This window comes from Arthrobacter sp. B2I5 (genome assembly GCF_030816735.1).
Taxonomy (GTDB): Bacteria; Actinomycetota; Actinomycetes; order Actinomycetales; family Micrococcaceae; genus Arthrobacter.
On the sequence record NZ_JAUSYF010000001.1, the window covers coordinates 3,747,728 to 3,768,547 of the forward strand.

The 20,820-nt window shown below is 68.0% G+C and carries 17 protein-coding genes and 1 pseudogene; 7 read left to right on the top strand and 11 right to left on the bottom strand.

Features of this window, described 5'->3' with window-relative positions:
* The first annotated feature begins 24 nt into the window (after window positions 1-24).
* Window positions 25-5,124: a DNA glycosylase AlkZ-like family protein gene (locus tag QFZ60_RS17325; protein WP_307092081.1), complete on the top strand. Its 5,100-nt coding sequence runs from the start codon at window positions 25-27 to the stop codon at window positions 5,122-5,124.
* Window positions 5,117-5,947, top strand: a complete 831-nt coding sequence (locus tag QFZ60_RS17330) for an Fpg/Nei family DNA glycosylase (protein ID WP_307092082.1) — start codon at window positions 5,117-5,119, stop codon at window positions 5,945-5,947. The genes QFZ60_RS17325 and QFZ60_RS17330 overlap by 8 nt, the downstream gene beginning before the upstream one ends.
* An 85-nt stretch (window positions 5,948-6,032) precedes the next feature.
* Here the strand turns inward: QFZ60_RS17330 and QFZ60_RS17335 are convergent, their stop codons facing one another.
* Window positions 6,033-6,668, bottom strand: a complete 636-nt coding sequence (locus tag QFZ60_RS17335; protein WP_307092083.1) for a YitT family protein — start codon at window positions 6,666-6,668, stop codon at window positions 6,033-6,035.
* A gap of 61 nt (window positions 6,669-6,729) precedes the next feature.
* On the opposite strand from QFZ60_RS17335, the gene QFZ60_RS17340 reads away from it, so the two are divergent.
* Window positions 6,730-8,319, top strand: coding sequence for a PLP-dependent aminotransferase family protein (locus tag QFZ60_RS17340; RefSeq protein ID WP_373427692.1), 1,590 nt, complete (start codon window positions 6,730-6,732; stop codon window positions 8,317-8,319).
* Here the strand turns inward: QFZ60_RS17340 and QFZ60_RS17345 are convergent.
* Window positions 8,309-8,815, bottom strand: a complete 507-nt coding sequence (locus QFZ60_RS17345; protein WP_307092085.1) for a DUF4188 domain-containing protein — start codon at window positions 8,813-8,815, stop codon at window positions 8,309-8,311. The two genes, QFZ60_RS17340 and QFZ60_RS17345, sit on opposite strands and share 11 nt — an antisense overlap.
* A 72-nt stretch (window positions 8,816-8,887) precedes the next feature.
* Between QFZ60_RS17345 and QFZ60_RS17350 the strand changes: the two genes are divergently transcribed.
* Window positions 8,888-9,463, top strand: a complete 576-nt coding sequence (locus QFZ60_RS17350; RefSeq protein ID WP_307092086.1) for a TetR/AcrR family transcriptional regulator — start codon at window positions 8,888-8,890, stop codon at window positions 9,461-9,463.
* A gap of 128 nt (window positions 9,464-9,591) precedes the next feature.
* On the opposite strand, the gene QFZ60_RS17355 is transcribed toward QFZ60_RS17350, so the two are convergent.
* Both QFZ60_RS17355 and QFZ60_RS17360 read right to left on the bottom strand, forming a co-directional pair.
* The gene (locus QFZ60_RS17355; protein ID WP_307092088.1) at window positions 9,592-10,284 is read right to left on the bottom strand and encodes an SRPBCC domain-containing protein; all 693 of its coding nucleotides are present in this window, start codon (window positions 10,282-10,284) and stop codon (window positions 9,592-9,594) included.
* Window positions 10,281-10,937, bottom strand: a complete 657-nt coding sequence (locus QFZ60_RS17360; RefSeq protein ID WP_307092090.1) for a helix-turn-helix domain-containing protein — start codon at window positions 10,935-10,937, stop codon at window positions 10,281-10,283. The genes QFZ60_RS17355 and QFZ60_RS17360 overlap by 4 nt, the downstream gene beginning before the upstream one ends.
* Window positions 10,938-11,118: 181 nt before the next feature.
* On the opposite strand from QFZ60_RS17360, the pseudogene QFZ60_RS17365 reads away from it, so the two are divergent.
* Window positions 11,119-12,082 (top strand): annotated as a pseudogene (locus QFZ60_RS17365) (RluA family pseudouridine synthase).
* Here the strand turns inward: QFZ60_RS17365 and QFZ60_RS17370 are convergent.
* On the bottom strand, window positions 12,054-12,584 hold the full coding sequence (locus QFZ60_RS17370) for an O-acetyl-ADP-ribose deacetylase (RefSeq protein WP_307092092.1): 531 nt from the start codon (window positions 12,582-12,584) through the stop codon (window positions 12,054-12,056). The pseudogene QFZ60_RS17365 and the gene QFZ60_RS17370 sit on opposite strands and share 29 nt — an antisense overlap.
* A gap of 34 nt (window positions 12,585-12,618) precedes the next feature.
* Between QFZ60_RS17370 and QFZ60_RS17375 the strand changes: the two genes are divergently transcribed.
* The gene (locus tag QFZ60_RS17375) at window positions 12,619-13,248 is read left to right on the top strand and encodes a DedA family protein (RefSeq protein ID WP_307092094.1); all 630 of its coding nucleotides are present in this window, start codon (window positions 12,619-12,621) and stop codon (window positions 13,246-13,248) included.
* On the opposite strand, the gene QFZ60_RS17380 is transcribed toward QFZ60_RS17375, so the two are convergent.
* From QFZ60_RS17380 to QFZ60_RS17395, 4 genes are all read right to left on the bottom strand, one after another.
* Complete coding sequence (locus tag QFZ60_RS17380; RefSeq protein ID WP_141158180.1) at window positions 13,245-13,550, bottom strand: hypothetical protein; 306 nt, start codon at window positions 13,548-13,550, stop codon at window positions 13,245-13,247. The genes QFZ60_RS17375 and QFZ60_RS17380 overlap by 4 nt on opposite strands.
* Window positions 13,551-13,646: 96 nt before the next feature.
* Window positions 13,647-16,454, bottom strand: a complete 2,808-nt coding sequence (gene ppc / locus QFZ60_RS17385; RefSeq protein ID WP_307092097.1) for a phosphoenolpyruvate carboxylase — start codon at window positions 16,452-16,454, stop codon at window positions 13,647-13,649.
* Window positions 16,455-16,567: 113 nt separating this feature from the next.
* Window positions 16,568-17,107, bottom strand: coding sequence for a hypothetical protein (locus QFZ60_RS17390; protein ID WP_307092098.1), 540 nt, complete (start codon window positions 17,105-17,107; stop codon window positions 16,568-16,570).
* An 8-nt stretch (window positions 17,108-17,115) separates the two neighbouring features.
* A complete protein-coding gene (locus QFZ60_RS17395) occupies window positions 17,116-17,802 on the bottom strand; it encodes an NADPH-dependent F420 reductase (RefSeq protein WP_307092100.1) in 687 nt (228 codons plus the stop codon).
* Window positions 17,803-17,886: 84 nt separating this feature from the next.
* Between QFZ60_RS17395 and QFZ60_RS17400 the strand changes: the two genes are divergently transcribed.
* The gene (locus QFZ60_RS17400) at window positions 17,887-18,729 is read left to right on the top strand and encodes a DUF1684 domain-containing protein (RefSeq protein ID WP_307092101.1); all 843 of its coding nucleotides are present in this window, start codon (window positions 17,887-17,889) and stop codon (window positions 18,727-18,729) included.
* Here QFZ60_RS17400 and QFZ60_RS17405 read toward each other — a convergent pair.
* Window positions 18,726-19,931 (bottom strand): acyl-CoA dehydrogenase family protein, encoded by a 1,206-nt coding sequence (locus QFZ60_RS17405; protein WP_307092103.1) that lies wholly within the window; start codon window positions 19,929-19,931, stop codon window positions 18,726-18,728. The genes QFZ60_RS17400 and QFZ60_RS17405 overlap by 4 nt on opposite strands.
* Complete coding sequence (locus QFZ60_RS17410; protein ID WP_307092106.1) at window positions 19,928-20,722, bottom strand: SDR family NAD(P)-dependent oxidoreductase; 795 nt, start codon at window positions 20,720-20,722, stop codon at window positions 19,928-19,930. The genes QFZ60_RS17405 and QFZ60_RS17410 overlap by 4 nt, the downstream gene beginning before the upstream one ends.
* Window positions 20,723-20,820: the final 98 nt, after the last annotated feature.

Genomic DNA, 20,820 nt, shown 5'->3' on the forward strand with positions numbered 1-20,820 from the left:
AGTGCCTTGGGGCATGATGGAGGCATGAACCAGGAACAGCGTCCTGCCGGCAGCAGTGTCTCCGGCGCGGCCGCCTCAATGGGCCAATTCAGCCGGCCCACCAGGGACTGGTTCCTGGGCGCGTTTTCGGAGCCCACACCTGCGCAGGCAGGCGCCTGGAACGCCATCTCCTCGGGGTCGCATGCGCTGGTGGTGGCCCCAACCGGTTCGGGGAAGACCCTCGCAGCCTTCCTCTGGGCCCTGGACAGGCTCCTGGTCTCGGCATCCCGCGCCCCTGACCCCGCCGCTGCTGAGGCATCGGTGAAAGGCAAGCGGGTCCGGGCGCCCAAACGCAAGACCCGTGTCCTCTACATTTCGCCACTTAAGGCCCTGGGCGTTGACGTTGAACGGAACCTGCGCTCCCCGCTGATCGGCATCACCCAGACGGCAAAGCGGCTGGAACTTCCCGCGCCGCTGATCACGGTGGGGGTCCGGTCCGGGGACACTCCCGCGGGCGACCGCCGCGCGCTTCTGACCAACCCGCCGGACATCCTCATCACCACCCCCGAGTCCCTGTTCCTCATGCTCACCTCGAAGGCCCGCGAAACCCTTGCCGAGGTGGACACGATCATCATTGACGAGGTCCACGCCGTGGCCGGGACCAAGCGCGGGGCCCACCTTGCCGTGTCCCTGGAGCGGCTGGATGCGCTGCTGCCCAAACCAGCGCAGCGCATCGGGCTTTCCGCCACTGTGGAGCCCCGGGAACTCGTGGCCCAGTTCCTTGCCGGTTCGGCCCCCGTCGAGATCGTGGCGCCGCCGGCCAGAAAGAACTGGGACCTCACGGTCTCGGTGCCGGTGGAGGACATGTCGGACCTGCAGGGAGCGGCCGGGGCGTTCGATTCCGGCCCCGCGTCCGGGCTGCAGCCGCAGGCTTCCATCTGGCCGCACGTGGAGGAAAAGATCGTGGACCTGGTGCTGGCCAACCAGTCCACCATCGTCTTCGCCAACTCCCGGCGGCTTGCCGAACGCCTTACTGCACGGCTCAACGAGATCTATGCCGAACGCCAACTGGTTGCCGTGGGCGGCGGCTGGGACGATCCCGGTCCGGAGGGGCAGGCCGGTGCTGCCGGCACACCGGGGGGACCGCCGTCGGGCATTCCCGCTTCCACTGCCACCCCTGCACACATGATGGCCCAGGCGGGGAGCTCCGCCGGCGCCGATCCGGTGCTGGCCCGAGCCCATCACGGCTCAGTCTCCAAGGACCAGCGGGCCCTCATCGAGGACGACCTCAAGTCCGGGCGGCTGCGGTGCGTCGTGGCCACGTCGTCCCTGGAACTGGGCATCGACATGGGTGCCGTGGACCTGGTGGTGCAGGTGGAGTCCCCGCCGTCCGTGGCCAGTGGGCTGCAGCGGGTGGGCCGCGCCGGGCACCAGGTGGGCGAGATTTCCCAGGGCGTCCTGTTCCCCAAGCACCGGGCAGACCTGGTCCACACGGCCATCACCGTGGAACGGATGCTGGACGGCAAGATTGAACGGCTCAGCATCCCGGCAAACCCACTGGACATCCTGGCCCAGCAGACCGTTGCTGCAACCGCCCTGGGCAGCATCGACGTGGAGGAATGGTTCAGCACCGTCCGGCGCTCGGCCCCTTTTGCCTCGCTCCCCCGGTCAGCGTTCGAGGCCACCCTCGACCTGCTGGCAGGGCGGTACCCGTCAGACGAATTCGCCGAACTCCGGCCCCGCATCATCTGGGACCGGAATGCCGGCACCATCGAGGGACGGCCCGGAGCCCAACGCCTTGCCGTCACATCCGGCGGCACCATCCCGGACCGCGGCCTGTTCGGCGTCTACATCATCGGCACCGAACAGGAGGGCTCCGCCTCCCCCTCCGAGGACGGCAAACCGGCACGCGCACCAAAGGGCGGCCGGCGGGTGGGCGAGCTGGACGAAGAAATGGTCTACGAGTCCCGGGTTGGGGACGTGTTCGCCCTGGGGGCCACCAGCTGGAAGATCGAGGACATCACCCACGACCGCGTCCTGGTATCCCCCGCGTTCGGGCAGCCCGGCAAGCTGCCGTTCTGGAAGGGCGATTCGCTGGGACGGCCGGTGGACCTGGGCCGTGCCCTGGGTGCGTTTGTCCGCGAATTGTCGGCGTCCGACGCCGGCCCTGCCATCGAGCGCTGCAAGGCCAGCGGGCTTGACGACTTTGCCGCCAACAACCTCATCCAGTACCTCAGCGAGCAGAAGCAGGCCACGGAAGTGGTTCCCAGTGACACCACCCTGGTGGTGGAGCGGTTCCACGACGAACTGGGCGACTGGCGCGTCATCCTGCACAGTCCCTTCGGCATGCCCGTGCACGCGCCGTGGGCACTGGCCGTGGGGCAACGGCTGCACCAGCGCTACGGGCTGGACGGCTCCGCCATGGCAGCGGACGACGGCATCGTCCTCCGGGTGCCCATGATGGAGGACGAGCCGCCCGGCGCCGAGCTGTTCCTCTTCGATCCCGAGGATCTTGAGCAGATCGTTACGGCCGAGGTGGGCGGCAGCGCCCTGTTCGCCTCGCGGTTCCGGGAATGCGCCGCCCGCGCGCTCCTGCTGCCCCGCCAGACCCCCGGGAAACGGCAGCCGCTGTGGCAGCAGCGCCAGCGGTCGGCCCAGCTCCTGGACGTGGCCAGGAAGTACCCCACGTTCCCCATCGTGCTGGAAACGGTGCGCGAATGCCTCCAGGACGTCTACGACCTGCCCGCGTTGAAGGACATTGCCGCGTCCGTGGAACGGCGGGAACTGCGGATTGTCCAGACCACCACCCAGCAGCCCTCGCCCTTCGCCAAGTCCCTCCTCTTCGGTTACGTTGCGCAGTTCCTCTACGAGGGCGACTCCCCGCTCGCGGAACGGCGGGCCGCCGCCCTGGCCCTGGACTCCACCCTCCTGAACGAGTTGCTGGGCCGGGTGGAGCTGCGCGAGCTCCTGGATGCCAAGGTCATTGAGGCCACCGAACGCGAGCTGCAGCGACTGGCGCCGGACCGGCGGGCACGGGGGATGGAAGGCGTAGCCGACCTCCTGCGGCTGCTGGGTCCGCTTGCGCCCGAGGAGACGGCGGCGCGGCTCCAGGGTGCGGCGGTGGTTGGGCACGATGCCGGTGGAGTTGGGCAGGATCTCGCGCATGGAGCCGTCGAGGCCGGGCCCGATGAAACCGCGCCGGTCGAGTCTGCCGCCACCGTGGAAGAGGCGGTGGTGCACCTGGCCGCGCTTCAGCGCGCCAACCGCGCCATCAAAGTCAACATCGGCGGGGTGGAACGCTTCGCCGCGGTGGAGGACGCAGCCCGCCTCCGCGACGCCATTGGTGTTCCCCTGCCCATGGGAGTTCCGCTGGCTTTCATCGAGCCAGTGGCCGATCCCCTGGGCGATCTCGTTTCCCGGTATGCGCGGACGCATGGGCCCTTTACCGCAGCCGAGGCTGCCGCCCGGCTGGGCCTCGGTGTGGCCGTGGTGGGTACGGCCCTGAAACGCCTGGCAGCGGATGGACGTGTGGTGGAGGGTGAGTTCCGGCCGCATGCCGCACCACCGGAGGCCCCGCCGGAGGCCGCAGAGCCGGATTCCAACGGTGACCGGGACGCCTCGCTTGATACGGGAGAACCGCCCGGACCACATCCAGCGGAAAGACCTGCAGCCGGTTCTCCTGCCTCCGATGTTCCGCACATTGTTTCCAGTGAATGGTGCGATGCCGAGGTACTGCGCAAGCTCCGCCGTCGTTCGCTGGCCGCCCTCCGCGCGGAAGTGGAGCCGGTGGATGCCGCCGCCTACGGACGCTTCCTGCCTGCGTGGCAGCATGTCAGGACTCCCGGCGGCGGCCGCGGCCAGCCCTCCCTTCGGGGGCTGGACGGCATCATCACCGCCATCGACCAGCTCTCCGGGGTGCCCGTTCCTGCCTCGGCGTGGGAGCCCCTGGTGCTGGCCACCCGGGTGTCGAACTACCAGCCCGCCATGCTGGATGAACTGATGGCCGCAGGTGAAGTGATCTGGTCCGGGGCAGGAGCGCTTCCCGGAAACGACGGCTGGATCAGCCTGCACCTGGCGGATTCGGCGGAACTGACGCTCAACCCGGCTCCCGGGTTCGAACCGGGGGACGCCGGCCAGCGGCTCCTGGACCACCTGCGGAACAACGGCGGCGGGTATTTCTTCCGCCAGCTGACCGAAGTGGCGGGCGGCATGGACGCCGTCCTGGGTGACCAGGAAGTGGTGGCTGCGCTGTGGGACCTCGCGTGGGCCGGTAGGATCACCGGGGACACTTTCGCCCCGGTGCGGTCATTGATCGCCGGGGGCCACACCGCCCACCGGCAGGTGGCCCGGGCACCGCGTGCCCGGGCGCCGCGTCTGAGCCGGCTGGGACGTTCCCACGGCACCGGCCTGATGGGGTCCCCGGGACTGGCCGGGGGCAGGTACGGACCGCAGGGTGCCGCCACCCCGCCCACAGCCGCCGGCCGCTGGTCCGCGCTTCCCGAGCCTGAACTCGATCCCACCATCCATGCCCGGGCCACCGCGGAACTCCTGCTGGACCGCTACGGCGTGGTCACCAGGGGCTCTGTCATGGCCGAACAGATCCTGGGCGGCTTCGGCCTCATGTACAAGGTGCTGGCCCGGCTGGAGGAGGCCGGCCGCTGCCGCCGCGGTTACTTCATCGAACACCTGGGCGCCGCCCAGTTCGCCGTTCCCGCCACCGTGGACCGGCTGCGCTCCTACTCGGAAGACACGCAACTGGCCAAGGCGGAACCGGTGGCCCTGGCACTCGCCGCCACCGATCCCGCCAACCCCTATGGTGCGGCCCTCCCCTGGCCCGCACTGCAGGACGACGCCGGAACGGGTCACCGCCCCGGCCGGAAAGCCGGTGCGCTGGTTGTCCTGGTGGACGGTGCGTTGGTCCTCTATGTGGAGCGGGGCGGAAAGACACTGCTGTCGTTCAGTGATGACGAGGCCGTCCTCGCGGCTGCGGGGGCGGCGCTGGCGGGTGTTGTGACCCGGGGAGCCGTGGACAAGCTGATCATGGAGAAAGTGAACGGGCAGGGCATCCTGGACACCCCGGTCGCTGCGGCCCTCAGCGCCGCCGGCGCCTACTCCACTCCGAAGGGATTGAGGATCCGTGCCTGAGGGCGATTCCGTCTGGCGGGCCGCCCGCCAGCTGCATCAGGCCCTGGCCGGACAGACGTTGCTGGCATCCGATTTCCGGGTGCCCCGGTTCGCCACGCTGAACCTGGCCGGCTGGACCGTCGACGAGGTAATCCCCCGGGGCAAGCACCTGCTGATGCGGGTGGTCGGCCCGGAGGACAAGAGGCTGACCATCCACTCACATCTGAAGATGGAAGGCGCCTGGCAGGTCTATCCGCCCGGCGGACGGTGGCGGAAGCCCGGTTTCACCGCCCGGTGCGTGCTGCGCACCGCCGCGGCCGACGCCGTCGGCTTCTCCCTGGGCATTGTGGAAGTGGTGCCTACCGCCAACGAGGACTCCATCGTGGGATTCCTCGGGCCGGACCTCCTGGGCCCGGACTGGGACCTTGACGAGGCGGAACGCCGGGTCCGCTCCCAGCCCGAGGTGCCGGTGGGAGTTGCGCTCCTGGACCAGCGGAACCTCGCGGGCATCGGCAACATTTACCGTTGCGAGGCATGTTTCCTGTCCGCAGTCCATCCCGCTACTCCTGTTTCCGGGGTCGCGGACGTGCGGACCCTGATGAGCGACGCCAAACAGCTTTTGGAGGTCAACCTTGGGCCGGGACGCCGCGTGACCATCCTCAACGCCCGCGGCATGCCGGTGGGCAGGATGGCGGGCAGGCCCGGCTACTGGGTGTACGGCCGGGAGCGCCAGCCGTGCCTGAAATGCGGCACCCCCATCCAGCGCGGACTTTTGGGCAAACCGAACGGCGAGGAGGAACGCGACATCTATTTCTGCCCGAAGTGCCAGCCCGCGCCGGCTTGATCCGTTCAGGGCCAGATCCGTTCAGGGCTTGACCTGTTCAGGGCTTGACCTGTTCAGGGCTTGACCTGTTCAGGCACAGGCTTGTTCAGGCACAGTGTTCCGGAGCCTTGACGGCAGTGGCCCCGGCGGCGGTCTTCGGCGGGGAGGCGGGAACCATGAAGCGCGGCAGCAGCACATGGACCAAAGGACCGATGGCCAACGCATAGACCACGGTGCCCACGCCCACCGAACCACCCAGCAGCCAGCCGATGGCCAGGACGCACACCTCAATGAGCGTGCGCGACATCCGTACTGACCACCCGGTGCGCCGGGCCAGCCCGGTCATCAGCCCGTCCCGCGCCCCTGGTCCGAAACGCGCCCCGATGTAGCACGCGGAAGCGATGCCATTAAGCACAATGGCGCCGCCCAGGAGCGCAAACTGGCCTGCGGGCTGGGACACCGGCGGGATGAGCGCCAGTCCAACGTCGGCAAACACTCCCACGAGCACCGCGTTGCACAACGTTCCGAAGCCGGGCCACTGCCTCAGCGGAATCCACAGCAGCAAGACCAGGAAACTCACGATGATGACCACCACGCCGATGCTCAGGCCGGTCCGGTTGGCCAAGCCCTGGTGGAACACATCCCAGGGATCCAGGCCGAGGTCCGCACGGATGAACATGGCGAGGGATATGCCGTACATGGCAAGGCCGGTGAAGAGCTGGAGGAGTCTGCGGGTCATCATGCAGACAACCATTCCACGCAACTGGCATTGGAATACATAGCCAGTTTGAGATACTGGCCTGATGTCTTCCCTCCCCGCATCGGCACTTGCGCGCCTCCTTGGCACCTGGAATCCCGGGACGTCGCCCGCCTACCGGGAGCTCGCCGACGTCGTCCGCCTCCTGGTGCTGGACGGCCGGGTAGCCCTGGACACGGCGCTGCCCAGCGAACGTGCCCTTTCCGCAGCCCTGGGCGTCAGCCGGACCACGGTAACGGCAGCCTATGGCCACCTCCGCGAACAGGGTTTCCTAAGCAGCGGACAGGGCAGCAGGAGCCGCACCAGGATTCCGCGCACGACGGCGGCGGGCACCATGATGCTTCGTGGCCCACTGAATGGCAACCCGGGGCGGTCCCGGCAGGGAAAGGCGGCGGCAGTAGCCGACGCGCCGGGCCCCGGCGAGTTGGGACTGGCAGCGCCCGGGCTGGCAGCGCCGGAGGGTTTGATCGACCTGGCTTATTCGTCCCTGCCCGCCAGTGGCGAATTGGTCCACCGGGCCTTCGCGGCGGCCCTGACCGAACTTCCGGCGCTTTTGCCCGGGTTCGGTTACGACGCCATGGGCCTGCTCCCCCTGCGCGAAGCAGTCGCGGCACGCTACATGGCTGCAGGCGTGCCCACCACCCCAGACCAGGTACTGGTAACCTCCGGTGCCCAGCACGCCCTGAACATTATCCTTCGCGCCCTGACCGGCCGGCAGGACAAGGTGCTGGTGGAACATCCGAGCTATCCGAACGCACTGGATGCGATCCGTGCCGCGGGGTGCCGTGCAGTGCCCGTGGCATTCGCACCTCCTCACGTCCTTCAACCCGCAGATGCCAGCAGGACAGGCAACCTGGCCACCGTGGCCTGGGACATGCAGGGGCTCAAGGCCGCACTAGTGCAGCAGCGGCCCAAAATGGCCTATGTGGTGCCGGACTTCCACAACCCCACCGGCCAGCTCATGCCGGACAGCCAGCGCCGCGAGCTGGTGAAGGCGGCTGCTGTCGCCGGTACCATCCTGGTGGTGGACGAGACCCTGCGGGAACTGAACCTCGACGGCGCTCCCACAACTCCGGTGGCAGCGTTCAGCCCTGCGGTGGTGACCATCGGCACGCTCAGCAAGTCCCATTGGGGCGGCCTGCGGACCGGCTGGATCCGTGCATCAGGGGACATGATCCAGCGGTTTGCAGCCGCCAGGACATCCTTGGACCTGGGCGGCCCCGTCATGGAGCAGCTTGCGGCAGCCCATCTGGTCCGTGCCCTGGACGAGCCGCTCCCGGCCCGCCTCGCTGGACTCCGCGAGAACCGGGCAGTCCTGCTGGAACTCCTCGCGGGTCACCTCCCGGCGTGGGAAACCCTCTACCCGTCCGGGGGCCTGTCCGCGTGGTGCAGGCTGCCCGGCCCCACCAGCACTGCCCTGACGGTCATTGCCCCGGACTTCGGCATCCGGCTGGCGGCGGGGCCACGGTTTGGAATCGGCGGCGCGTTCGAACGGTATCTTCGCGTGCCGTTTACGCTGCCGCCGGACAAGCTGGAAGCCGCAGTGTTGGCCTTGAGGGCAGCCCAGAACCGGCTCGACGCCGCCCCGCAACTGCGCCGGAGCCTCAAGAAGGCCCCCGACGTGGCTATTGCCTGACCGGTGCCGGGTGACTGCCAAACCGGCCCATCCGCTGCGTGGCAGTATTGGTCCCGGCTCCCACCCGAACATGGGCCGTCGCTTTGGCCAGGCCAAAGAGCGGCATCCCGTTGTAAATGACTTCAATTCCGGTAACAGGCACCTGGTAGGTCTCGTGCCACACGCCGACATCTCCGCTTCCGGCAGTCTCCTTCATGAACCGCCGCCAGGGTTCAAGGTGGGGGGATTCCCGGTCGGCGGCGAATTTCCGCAGATGTTCCGGGCTTTCCCAGTAGCTGAGCAGCATGGTGGTCCGGCCAAACCACTGCTGGTACCCCAGCATTCCCGACGCCGGGTCCCCCGCTAAGTGCTGGAGCATCCGGGGCATGGCGCTTGCCACCTTGCCGACCGTTCCCAGCCTCCACCACCTGTTGGCCCGCATGCCGATCAGGAAGACCGTCACAGAGTCCCGGCCGGGATCTGCGGTGTAGCGGCCGGGAAAGACACCTTGCGCCATGGGAAGCTCCTTGGGTTGTACAAATAGTTTCGTAACACTGTTATGAAACAAGGTTATGAAACAATGGAGCGCATGGCAAGACCTGTGATCCATAACGATTCCCTGCGGCAGGAACTGCTCACGGTGACCGCAGAGCTGGTGGACCGGGATGGACCGGCCAAGGTGACGCTGCGGGACGTGGCGTCTGCCGTGGGAACTTCCACCACGGCCGTCTACTCCCTCTTCGGCGGCAAGTCGCAGCTCCTCACTGCCGTAGTGGAGGATGGGTTCCGCTCCTTCCGGGACTCGCAAGTGGCGGCAGCCCCGGATGGGCTGCAGGGACTTGGGGCCGCCTACCGGACATGGGCATTGGAGCACAGGGCGCTCTACCGGCTGATGTTCGGCGGAGCCCTCGCCGCCTACGTGGATTGCGAGCCGAGCCCTGAAGTCACCGCGGGCGCGATGGATCCCCTGATGGAGGCCGTGGCTGCGGCCCAAGTCGCGGGCACGCTGAGGAGTGAACCGGTGGAAATGGTGGCCATCGCCATCTGGGGCCAAGTGCACGGCCTTGTGAGCCTCGAACTGGCGCAGGTAGGGCCGCCGGAAGCCGACTGGTCCGGCGCCTACAACTCCGCCCTGGACGCGATAGCCCGCGGCTGGGCCGCCTGACGCCACCGCTTTTCGAGGCGCATGTTCGAGCACGGCATGCAAAAATACCTGGCGCGGCGGACATTCCACCGCGCCAGGTATTTCCCGGGTCGATCAGTATTTTGCGCGTCGCTGCGCCCCAGCGCACTTTACGCGTACACGCGCTCCAGGAAGCCGACCCAGGCCTTGGCCGTGGTTTCGGAGTCACCGGCGCCGCTGAAGTCGTGGACGGTCATGCCCACAGGGGCGCCGAAGGCGTTGCGGCCGAAGAACCGATAGAGGGCATCCGCTGCGCGCAGGCCCAGGAAGTGCTCGTTCGAAAAGTCCACCTCGCCCGCAAGCCGGCCTACGCCGTCGAGCTCCACATCCACCTGAGCCCCCTGCCCGGCGGAACTGACGCCCAGTGCTTCACGGAGCCGCATGAAGCCGTCCGGGGCCTGGGAGGCCGACGGCGCCTGGATGTCCGTAAACACCACCGGCCTGCCGTCGAAGTACTGCAGGTATTGGCCCAGCGTGTGCAGGTAGAACTCGGTGTGGCGGCTGGCGCCGTCGTACTGCTGGTCCCAGTTGTCCGCGAAGATGCCGCTGTGGACGTAGTGCAGCCGGGCCCTGCCGCCTTCGAGCGGTTCCAGCACGTGTTCCAGCTGGTTGAACCAGCCGTCCGGCCCGTCCATCCGGGAGACCAGGTGGTGCGGGTAGTCCTCCACCGTCTTGACGTCCGGCCACTGGTCCGTGGGGAACATCCACCCGGGCGTTCCCTTGGTCACCGCTTCCCACACCCGTTCGGGAGTGCCGGGGAGCTCCGTGTCGTAGTCGATTTCGAAGTTGCGGTTGTCGGTCATTTGTCCTGCTCCTTGCCTGGGTGGGATTCGTTGCCTGGTTGAAATTCATGGGTTGCCTTGAGGGCACTGGTCTCTTTGAGTGCAGGGTGCAGCGCCACGACGAGCCGGTGCCGCCGCCCCTTTGGTGACGTCCCGCCGTCGTGATACTTGTCCACCAGCCGGGTGACCTCGGTGCCGAGCTCCTCTGCGAAGGCCGCCCGGTCGGCGGCGGTGCGGAAGGTGATCTCACCGTCGATGGCGAAGGTGGCCAGCTTCTGCCGGGCAGCGGCGGCGCCGGCAATCAGCTTCCCCACCTCCTGCACCATCCGGCCGGCGAGCGCCAGCAGCCAGAAGGCGGAGAAGCGGTCGGCGAACCGGCGCGGATCCGGGGAAACTTCGTTCAGCGCTGAGGGTGAGATGAGGTAGGAGGCTGCCGTAGCCTGCAGGACCCGCTCGGTCACGTTGCCCTTGCGGCGTTCCTCCACCAGCTCCACCAGCCCGTGCCGCTCCAGCGTCTTGAGGTGGTAGTTCACCTTCTGCCGGGGCAGTCCCACCCGGACCGCCAACTGCGTGGCGGAGGCCGGCTGGACCAGCTCCCGCAGGATCCGGGTGCGGATGGGATCCAGGGATACCTCGGCTGCGGCCGGGTCCTCGATGACTGCGATGTCCTGCATGCCTCCAGTGTGGCAACCGACAACTTTTATTGTCAAGAACTTTTTTATCGTCGGAAGCGGACCCGCCGGAAAGCGCCGGGATCGCCGGAACGTTCCGGCAAACTGGACGCTTTCCCACGATTCGGCGGCTGCAACCCCTGGCGGGAGCGGCCCACACAGGCGCCGGTAGAATGGACCGGTGATGCAATCCCCCCTCCCCGTGCGCGACGGCGTCAACGCCACCCGCCTGCGCCTCCCGGAAGAGGGGCCGTGGGACACCGCAATGGACTACATGATGCACCCGCTGGGGGCACATCGATCCGCAGGGCATCGAGGACAGGTTCGACGCCGGCGAGATCGTTGGCGAGGGCGGCGTACCCCTAAGCCGGCACACCAAGCTCGAAGACCACACCTTCATTTGGTACTACCGCACCCTGCCGCCGGAGACGCGGCTGCCCGTGGACATCAGCATCCTCCACCAGGACAGCAACCTGCTGGTGGTGGACAAGCCTCACTTCCTGCCCACCACGCCGGGCGGCACCTACATTCAGGAGTCGGCCCTGGTTCGGCTGCGGAACCGACTGGGCCTGCCGGACCTGATCCCCATGCACCGGCTGGACCGGATGACCGCGGGCGTCCTGCTCTTCTCCACCAACCCGGCCACCCGCGGCAAGTACCAGGTGCTGTTCGAGAAGCGGCAGGTGCAGAAGGAGTACGAGTGCGTGTCGGCCGCCGAGCCCGCGCCGGGGTACCCCGCCGTCGAATTTCCCGTGGTGGTCCGCAACCGGATGACCAAGTCCCGCAGCTACCTGCTGGCCGAGGTCATTGACGGCGAGCCGAACGCGGAAACCAGGATTGAGCGGCTGGAAACGTTCGACGGCGTGCCTGCGGCAGGTGCCGACGGCGCCGGGCAGCGCCTGGCCAGGTACCGGCTGGAACCGCACACCGGAAAGACCCACCAGCTCCGGGTTCATATGGCCTCGCTGGGGCTGGGAATCGTGAACGACGCCTTCTACCCCGACCTGCTGGACAAGGCACCGGACAACTACGCCAAACCCCTGCAGCTCCTGGCCCGCGGCATCCGGTTCGTGGATCCGGTCTCCGGCAGCCCGGTGGAGTACCGCAGCAGCCTGGAACTTAGCGAAGCGGCTCCAGCACGTCCCTGAACACTGTCTCCGCCTCCCCGGTGTGCAGCACGAACTCCACCAACTCCAGCCTGCTCGCCGGATGCGTGGCCCGGAAGCCCACAACCGCGTCCAGCGCTGCTTGCGCCACCGCCGCAGCCGGCCAGCCGTAGGCACCGGCTCCCACCGCCGGAAAGGCAAGCGTTCCCGCCGCCAGGCTGTCTGCCAGCCGCAGGCTTTCGCTGAAGCAGGACACCAGGAGCGCGCGGTTGGTTTGGCCCGCGTGGCGGTTGGGTCCCACCGTGTGGATCACCCAGCGGGCCGGCAGCCGGAAAGCCGGTGTTGCCACGGCGGCCCCGGTCTGGAGGCCATGGGGCAGCTGCGTTGCCCGCAGTTCCCGGCACGCGGCCAGCAGCTCCGGCCCGGCCGCCCGGTGCAAAGCGCCGTCCACTCCCCCGCCGCCCAACAGCGACGCATTCGCGGCGTTCACCAGCACGTCAACGCGCCGCTCCGTAATGTCACCCTGCAGAACCGAGACCCGCATGCCGCCAGTTTCCCAAGTGCGGTACGTTGAGGCAATGGACTTCGGCAGCGTTGACAGCTGGGGGACGGCCCTCTATTTCTGGGTCATCCCGGTGGTCCTCGGCGATGCCATTTTTCCGCCCATCCCGTCGGAAATGGTGGTGATCACGGGCGGCGCGCTGTCCGCGGACGGGCGGGCCAACGTGTTCCTGGTCCTCATCCTCGCCGCCCTGGCGTCGTGGCTGGGCGACATGGTGGTGTTCCACCTCTTCCGGCGGCGGCTGAGCCACGTGCTGGACCGCTGGAAATGGGGCCGCCGCGTCCATTCCGGTATCCATGCGGCACTGGCCAAGGCAGGCCGTTCGTCCACCTACGGCACCATCATCGGGGCCCGGTTCATCCCGGGCGGCAGGCTGGCCACGTCGGCCGCCTCCGGCATCGCCAACGTCTCCGTCCGGGGCTTCAGCCTCTGTGCCGGATTGGGCGCAGTCCTGTGGGCGTGCTGGCTGGTGGGGTTGGGCTACTTCACGGGTTCGGCCACCAAGCTGCCGTTCTGGGCGAGTTCGCTGATCGGTGTGGCCGTGGGCCTGGTGATCGGCGCCGTCGTGGGCATCATCGTCACCCGGCGGCGCGGCAACCGGTCACCGGTGGTGGATGAACCCGATTCCCTCCCCGGCGAAGGCTAGACGGGCAGCCACTTGCCGCGGCTGCGCCGCAGCACGCTGAGCGAGCCTGTCAGCGCAACGCGTTCGACGGCGTCGCGCATCATGGCTGCCGACTCCACCGCCTGGCGGTTCTCGCCGCTGTACTCGCTGGCTTCGACGAGGAAGCGCAGGTTCAGCTGCGGGACGCCGCCGGCGATCTGGAGCTGGTGTGCCTCCACGTGGTGGCGGGTGCCCAGCGCCTCGACGGCCGCGTCCATCACGGACTCGGGCGGATTGCCCGGCCGCAGCCCGGTGATTTTGAGGCGGGTCTGGAAGGAAGGCATGCCTCCAACCCTATCCAAACCGCCGGATGCTCCATCACTTATGGTTCCTATTCCAGCAGGTTAGGGACCATAAGTGATGGAGCAACTATGGGGCGTCTATCCGGTGTTGCGGAGGCCGGCGGCCACGCCGTTAACGGTGATCAGCATGGCCCGCTGGAGGCGCTCGTCGATTTCTGCTCCACTGATTTCGGACTCGGTGCGGATGCGGCGCAGGAGTTCCACCTGGAGGTAGCTGATGGGATCCAGATACTGGTCGCGGATTTCCAGGGAGCGCTTCAGCGTGGGCTGTGCGTCCAGGAGCAGGTTCTCGCCGGTCAGCTTCCGGACCTCGGCCACGGTGAGCTCATACTCTTCCCGGATGGCCCGGAACAGGTGGTGCAGCTCCTCCGGGACCAGGGTGGCCACGTAGTAGCCGGCGATGTCCATGTCCGTCTTGGCGAGCGTCATCTCCACGTTGGACAGCACCGAGCGGAAGAAGTGCCAGTGGTCCATCATCTCCACCAGCTGGGCGGAATGTCCGGCCTCACGGGCGGCTTTGAGCCCGGAGCCCACACCAAACCACCCGGGCACGATCTGCCGCGACTGGGTCCAGCCGAAAACCCACGGGATGGCGCGCAGGCCGCCCAGCCCGGCGCCGGAGTCCGGGCGCTTGGACGGACGGGAGCCGATGTTGAGGGAGCCCAGCTGCTCCACCGGGGTGGAGGCCATGAAGTAGGCGGGCAGGTCCGGGTGGTCGATCAGCTTGCGGTAGCAGTCGAAGGCGGCGTCCGAGATGGCCTCCATGACGTGCCCGTACCGTTCCCGCTGGTCCTCGGAGGTCCGCGGATCGCGGTGCAGGGCGGACCCCTGCAGCACTGCGGCCAGCGAAAGCTCCAGGTTTTCGCGGGCAAGCTCCGGCAGGGAGTACTTGTCCGAGATGACTTCGCCCTGCTCCGTGAACTTGATTTCGCCTTCCAGGACGCCGTTGGGCTGGGCCAGGATGGCATCGTAGGTGGGCCCGCCGCCACGGCCAACGGATCCGCCGCGGCCGTGGAACAGGCGGACGCGCACCCCGTGCTTCGCCGCCACATCACGCAGCTTGCGCTGGGTCTTGTGGATCTCCCACTGGCTGGTCATCACGCCGGATTCCTTGTTGGAGTCCGAGTAGCCCAGCATCACTTCCTGGATGTCGCCGCGCAGCCGCACCAGTTCACGGTAGGAGGGGTCGGACAGCAGCTGGTCGACGATCTCGGCCGAGGCCCGCAGCTCCTCCACCGTCTCCAGCAGCGGCGCGAAGCCGAGCTTGGCGTAAGGCTTGTCACCGAAGAGGTTCACCAGGCCGGCTTCACGGGCCAGGACGGCGGCGGCCAGGACGTCGTCGGCGCCGCGGGTCATGGAGATGATGTAGGTCTCGATGACGTCCGGGCCGTACATGCGCAGGGCCCGCCGGATTTCGCGGAAAACATCGTAGGTTCCGTCGGCGGCGCCGTCGAGCTTGATCGGGTGGCCGGACAGCGGGCGGCGGGAGGCCAGTTCGGAGCCCAGCACCTCGAAGCGCTCCTTACGGCTCAGCTCGGCGTAGCGCAGCCCGGGGCCGCCGATCCGGTCCATCAGCTGCCCCACGGCGTCATGGTGGTGGTCCGCGTGTTCGCGGATGTCCAGGGTGGCCAGGTGCAGGCCGAAGGAGGCGATGGCGCGGCGGACGCGGGCCAGGGCGCCGTCCGCGGCCAGGGCTGCGGAGTGGTTGCGGAGCGACAGTTCCAGCAGCTGCAGGTCCGCCATGAGTTCATCGGTGCCGCTGTAGTCCCGGCCGTGCTCGTGGTTGGAGTTCGCGGCCACGCGCTTGCCGGTGTTGATGAGCTTGGCCTTGATGCAGGTGAGCTTCAGCCGGTACGGCTCCTGGGCGTTCAGTTCCAGGACCCGCTTGTCCAGGCCGGGCAGCTTCTTCAGGTCCTCATCGATGGACTTGAGCAATGCCTCATCCGCGCCTGCCAGCGCTGTGGAGTTGGACAGGATGGAGATCAGTTCATCGATCATGCCGATGCTGATACGGATGGCGCTCTGGTTCTGGATCTGCAGGATCTCCCGGGTCACGGCGGCGGTGACGTTCGGGTTGCCGTCGCGGTCACCGCCGATCCAGGAGCCGAACCGGATGGGGGCGTCCTTGGAGGCCAGGGTGACGCCGTGCTCACCCAGGAGTTCGGAGAGCTCGGAGAGCATTTCCGGCATCGCGTCGGTGAGGATGCCGCCCAGGTAGTAGATGGCGTTCCTGGCTTCATCGACCGGCGTGGGCCGGACCTGGCGCAGTTCGTCGGTCTGCCACATCTGGTCGATGATCTCGGCCAGCTGCCGGTCCTGCCGGCGCCGGGCGGTTGACCCTTCGGCGGTGGGCTGGGACAGGACGTCGGAGAGCTTGCGGATCTTGTCCAGGACGGAGCGGCGGGATGCTTCGGTGGGGTGTGCCGTGAAAATGGGGCGCACGTCCAGCCCGTTGACCACTTCCTGCAGGACTTCGGGTCCGGCCTGGGCGGCGATGTCCGCCACGGTTTTGGCCAGCCAGCCGTCCTTTTCTGCGCGGGTCCGCAGGCCGCGGACGCGGTGGACCTGCTCGGCGGCGTTGGCCAGGTGGAAGTAGAACGCGAAGGCGCGCACCAGGTCCGTTGCCTGCTCGATGGGCAGGGAGCCCAGGAGTTCACGGACCTGGGCAACGACGTCGTGCGCGCTCCATGGACCGGTGGCATGCGCACCGCCGCGGGCCGCTTCCTTGGATTCCTTGGTCAGGAGCCGGACCTGCTCCACGAGGTCCAGGAGTTCGGGTCCGTGCTGGCGGACCAGCGATTCCCCCAGCAGGGTGGAAACGCGCCGGACGTCCGCGCGCAGTTCGGAGGCGAGATCTGTTTCGGGCGCTGTTGCAGTGTGTGCCATTGAAGCAATCTTTCGAGGGTTTTGGACTTGGCTCGTACACTGCGCTGGATACTGTGAGCCACGTTACTAGCTAAAGATGCTACCCCCGGCGCGGCGCAGCAGTGGAATCCGTCTCAAAAGATGTCGCGGTACCCCACGTGGCGTTTCACTGCGTCAAGCTCGGCACGGAGTTGCGCCACCTCAGTGCGCCAGGCAGCCATCTCAGCGTTCCGACGGCGGGCCCTTCCAGCCTGGACGGCGGCGGCTGCCAGCGCCACCGGCACCGAAACGGCCAGGGCCCAGCCGGCGGCTGCGAAGAAGTCCAGCGCCACAGGCAGCGCGGCGCGGAAGTCGATGAAGTCGTTGACCCCGCCCGCCATGCCTGCCATGGCACCGTCGAGCGGCGCCAGAAACTGGCCCACCACCGGGGTTCCGGACAGCGACGGCGGGACGAGCCTAGCCTGCGCGTCACCGCCCCAGCGCCCGTCCGCCAGGTGGTTCAGGACATAGATGCCGGCGCCCACGTTTGCTGCCAAGAAGACGGCGACGGCGGTGAGCGCGGCGAGGTCCGCACGCCGGCGGCGCCAGAGCAGCACCCCCGCGCCGGCGAGCAGCGCCGCCAGCCAGGTCAGGGCCGCCAGCCATTCCCGGTTTACTCCTGCAAGGATGTCCACTCACCCATTCAACCCCGGCGGACCACTTTGAAGTTGAAGTCCGGGGTTCCCAGCGCGCCAAAGAGCCGCAACCAGAGCGGCAGCACCATCTCGGCGCCGCGGGCGGAGGTGATGTCGCCGAGGTCGATGACGTCCCGGTGGCCCAGTTCCGCCAGCAGTCCGGTGACCACTTTCTTGGCCCCGGCGTCGTCCCCGGAGACAAACACGGAGTGCTCTCCGTCGGCGAGCCTGCGGGGTTCCACCATCAGCCCGGCGTTCATGGTGTTGAGCGTCTTCACCACCCGGGCTTCGGGAAACGCGCGCTGGATGCGCTCGGCGAGGCTTTCCGTGTTGACCGGATTCAGCACCGGCGGCCTCCCCTGCGAAAAGTCCAGCGGGTTTGACACATCCATCAGGATCTTTCCCGCCAGCCGCGCCTCGCCGGCCGCAGCCAGTGCCGCCAGGGACGCCGCCCCGTTCGTTGCGTTGACCACCACTTCGCCGTCGCCTGCCGCTTCTGCAAACGTTGCCAGCCTGATCCCGTCGTGCCCTGCCAGCCACTCATTGAAGGGCGGCCCGCCCATGGCATCCGGGGTGGTGCGGGCGGCGGTTTCCGCGGGGTCGCGCGTACCGAGGACAACCTCATGCCCCAGTCTGTTGAACGCTGCCGCCAGCGCCCGCCCTACCGTGCCTGTGCCAAGAACTGCGATCTTCATGGCAAAACGCTACTCTCCCAGCCGGCGGGAACAAGCAGCATGCGGCGGGGGTTGTAGCGGGGGCAGATGCAACCGGAAGGAACCATGGCCACCACCCCAGCCGCCGCCACGTCAACCGCCAGGATGGAACGCTGGCAGCGCTTCCGCACCAACCGCGACAAAGCCCTTGCGACGCCGCACGGCTGGCTCACCCTCACCTCCTTCCAGTGGCTCGAAGACTCCCCCGCCGCCGTCGACCTGGCCCCGGGCCTGTGGTCCACGGACGGCGCGGGAACGACGGCGTTCCTCACCGCCGCGGCATCGGACGGGCTCACGCTGGTGGAGACCGGCGAAAAGGTGGACGGCACCATTTCCGCGGTCCTGGCGGACGAGGAGTCGCTGATGTGGGTGCAGTTCGGCGGGCCCGGCGGGGACCGGGTGGTGGTGGAACTGGCCATGCGCGGCGGACGGTACGCCATCCGCACCCGGGACTCGTCGTCGCCGGTTTTCACGGACTTCGACGGCGTCCCCACCTATCCCTACAACCCCGACTGGGAGGTGACGGGCCGGTTTGAGCCCTACCCCGCACCGGTGGACGTACCGATCGGCACCGCGAATCCGCTGGTGGACGGCGTGCACCGCAGCGTGGGCGAGGTGGTGTTCCGCCTCCCCGGCAGCCCCCATGAATTCCGGCTCCAGGCGGAGGCAGAGAAACTCGGCGCCCTGACCGTCACGTTCCATGACGAGACCAACGGCGACACCAGCGACGACTGGCGGAAGCTCTCGCTCCCCAGGCCCCGCCCGGACGGCTCCGTGGTGCTGGACTTCAACCGGGCCATCAACTACCCCAGCGCCTTCACCCCCTACGGCACCTGCCCCATGCCGGTGCGGAACAACAGCCTGGACATCCGCGTGGAGGCGGGCGAGAAGCAGCCGTACCCCGCTTAGGAGATGGCTGAGATACCGGTAATGGCGCGGCCCACGATCAGGGTGTTCACCTCGAACGATCCCTCGTAGGTGTAAATGGCTTCGGCATCGGCGAAGATCTTGGCCATCCGGTAATCGGTAACGATGCCGTTTCCGCCCAGGATGGACCGGCCCAGCGCCACCGTCTCACGCATCCGTGCACTGAGGTAGGACTTGGCCAGGGCCACCTGCGCCATATCGGCGGCGCCTTGGGCCTGAAGCCTGGCGATTCCGGCCATCATGGCCATGCTGGCCACGGCGTTGCCCAGCATGGTCACCAGCTGCTGCTGGATCAGCTGGAAATGTGCCAGCGGCCGGCCGAACTGCTCGCGTTCCACGGCGTACTGCCTGGCGACATCGAACGCCGCCAACTGCTGGCCCACCGTCTGCCAGGCCACCATGATCCGGGAGCTGCGCAGCAGTTCCTTGGTGTCCTCGAAGCTGCTGATCCCGCTGAAACGGTCCGCCTCCGCTACCTGGACGTCCTGGAACACGATGTCCGCGTTCTGGACCGTGCGCAGGGCGATCTTGTTCTCGATCCTGCTCCGGCTGACCCCCGGCAGGGTGGCATCCACGATGAAGCCCCGCACGGCACCGTCCGCCTCGTCCCGGGCCCACACCAGCATGTAGTCGCAGAACGTCCCGTTGCCGATCCACCGTTTGGCGCCGTTGAGCACCCAGGTGTCGCCGTCGTCGTCCGCTTCCCCGGTGCTGGAGGAGATCCGCCGGGCCCGCGTCTCCATTCCGCCCGCCACGTCCGAGCCATGCAGGGGTTCGGTGAGGGCGAAGGCACCCGTGGTGCGCAGCTCCGAGGCGTCGGCCAGCAGCCGCTGCTTCTGGTCCTCGCTGCCGAAGGTATGCAGGGACTCGACGAAGAGATCGTGGTGGACCAGGAAGAACGTGGCGAGGGAGGTGTCCACGCGGGTTATTTCCGCGATGACCAGCCCTGCAAACAGGTGGCTGTAGCCGCGGTGGGCGGGCGTGCTCAGTTCCAGCGCGGCCAGCTTGGGCAGGATGTGGGCGGGAAACTCCGCCTTGTTCCACCAGTCGGCGGCGTGCGGTGCCACCTCGGCTGCCAGGAAGTCCCGCAGTTCGGCCAGCTTGTTCCGCTCGGCCTGGCCCAGGAGTGACTCGACGGCGAAGAAGTCGGCCTGCGGCAGCTGCGACACGTCAGGGCCGCTCATTTCGGCCCCATCCGGATGGCGCCGTCAAGGCGGATGGTTTCGCCGTTCAGCATGGCGTTGTCCACGATGTGCGCCACCAGGTTGGCGTACTCGGCCGGCTTGCCCAGGCGGGACGGGTGCGGAACCTGGGCACCCAGCGACTCCTGCGCCTCCCGGGGCAGGCCGGCCATCATGGGCGTCTCGAAGATTCCCGGCGCAATGGTGACCACGCGGACCAGCGAGCGTGCCAGCTCCCGGGCGATGGGCAGCGTCATGGCCGCCACAGCCCCCTTGGAAGCGGAGTACGCGGGCTGGCCGATCTGCCCGTCAAAGGCGGCAACGGAGGCGGTGTTGATGATGACGCCGCGCTCCGGGCCGCCCAGGTCAGTGACCGCCGGCTCGGTGGCCACCATCGCTTCGGCGGCCAGCCGCAGGATGTTGAAGGTGCCGATCAGGTTCACCTGTATGACGCGGCTGAATGCTTCCAGGGGCAGCACGCCGTCGCGTCCCAGCACCTTGCCCGGGGTGGCAATCCCGGCGCAGTTCACCACGATCCGGAGCGGCCCCATCCCTGCAGCGGTCCCGACAGCGGCCCGCACGTCAGCCTCGCTGGTCACGTCGGCGGGGGCAAAGGCGGCGGCCTGGCCGGCCTGGGCGCGCCCGTTGAGTTCGTCCGCCGCTGCCTGTCCGCTGGAGGAAGGGAGGTCAACGAGCACTACGGAAGCCCCGTCGTCGAACAACCTCTGTGCTGTTGCCGCCCCCAGCCCGGAGGCGCCGCCTGTCACCAGTGCGACACTGCCTTTGACGTCCATACATCCTCCTTGATGCGTGTCCCCGAGCCGCGGCGCGGCCTCGAGCAACAGTTAATGCATGTTAACTGAAATTAGGCGCTGCCGCACTCTTGGCGGAC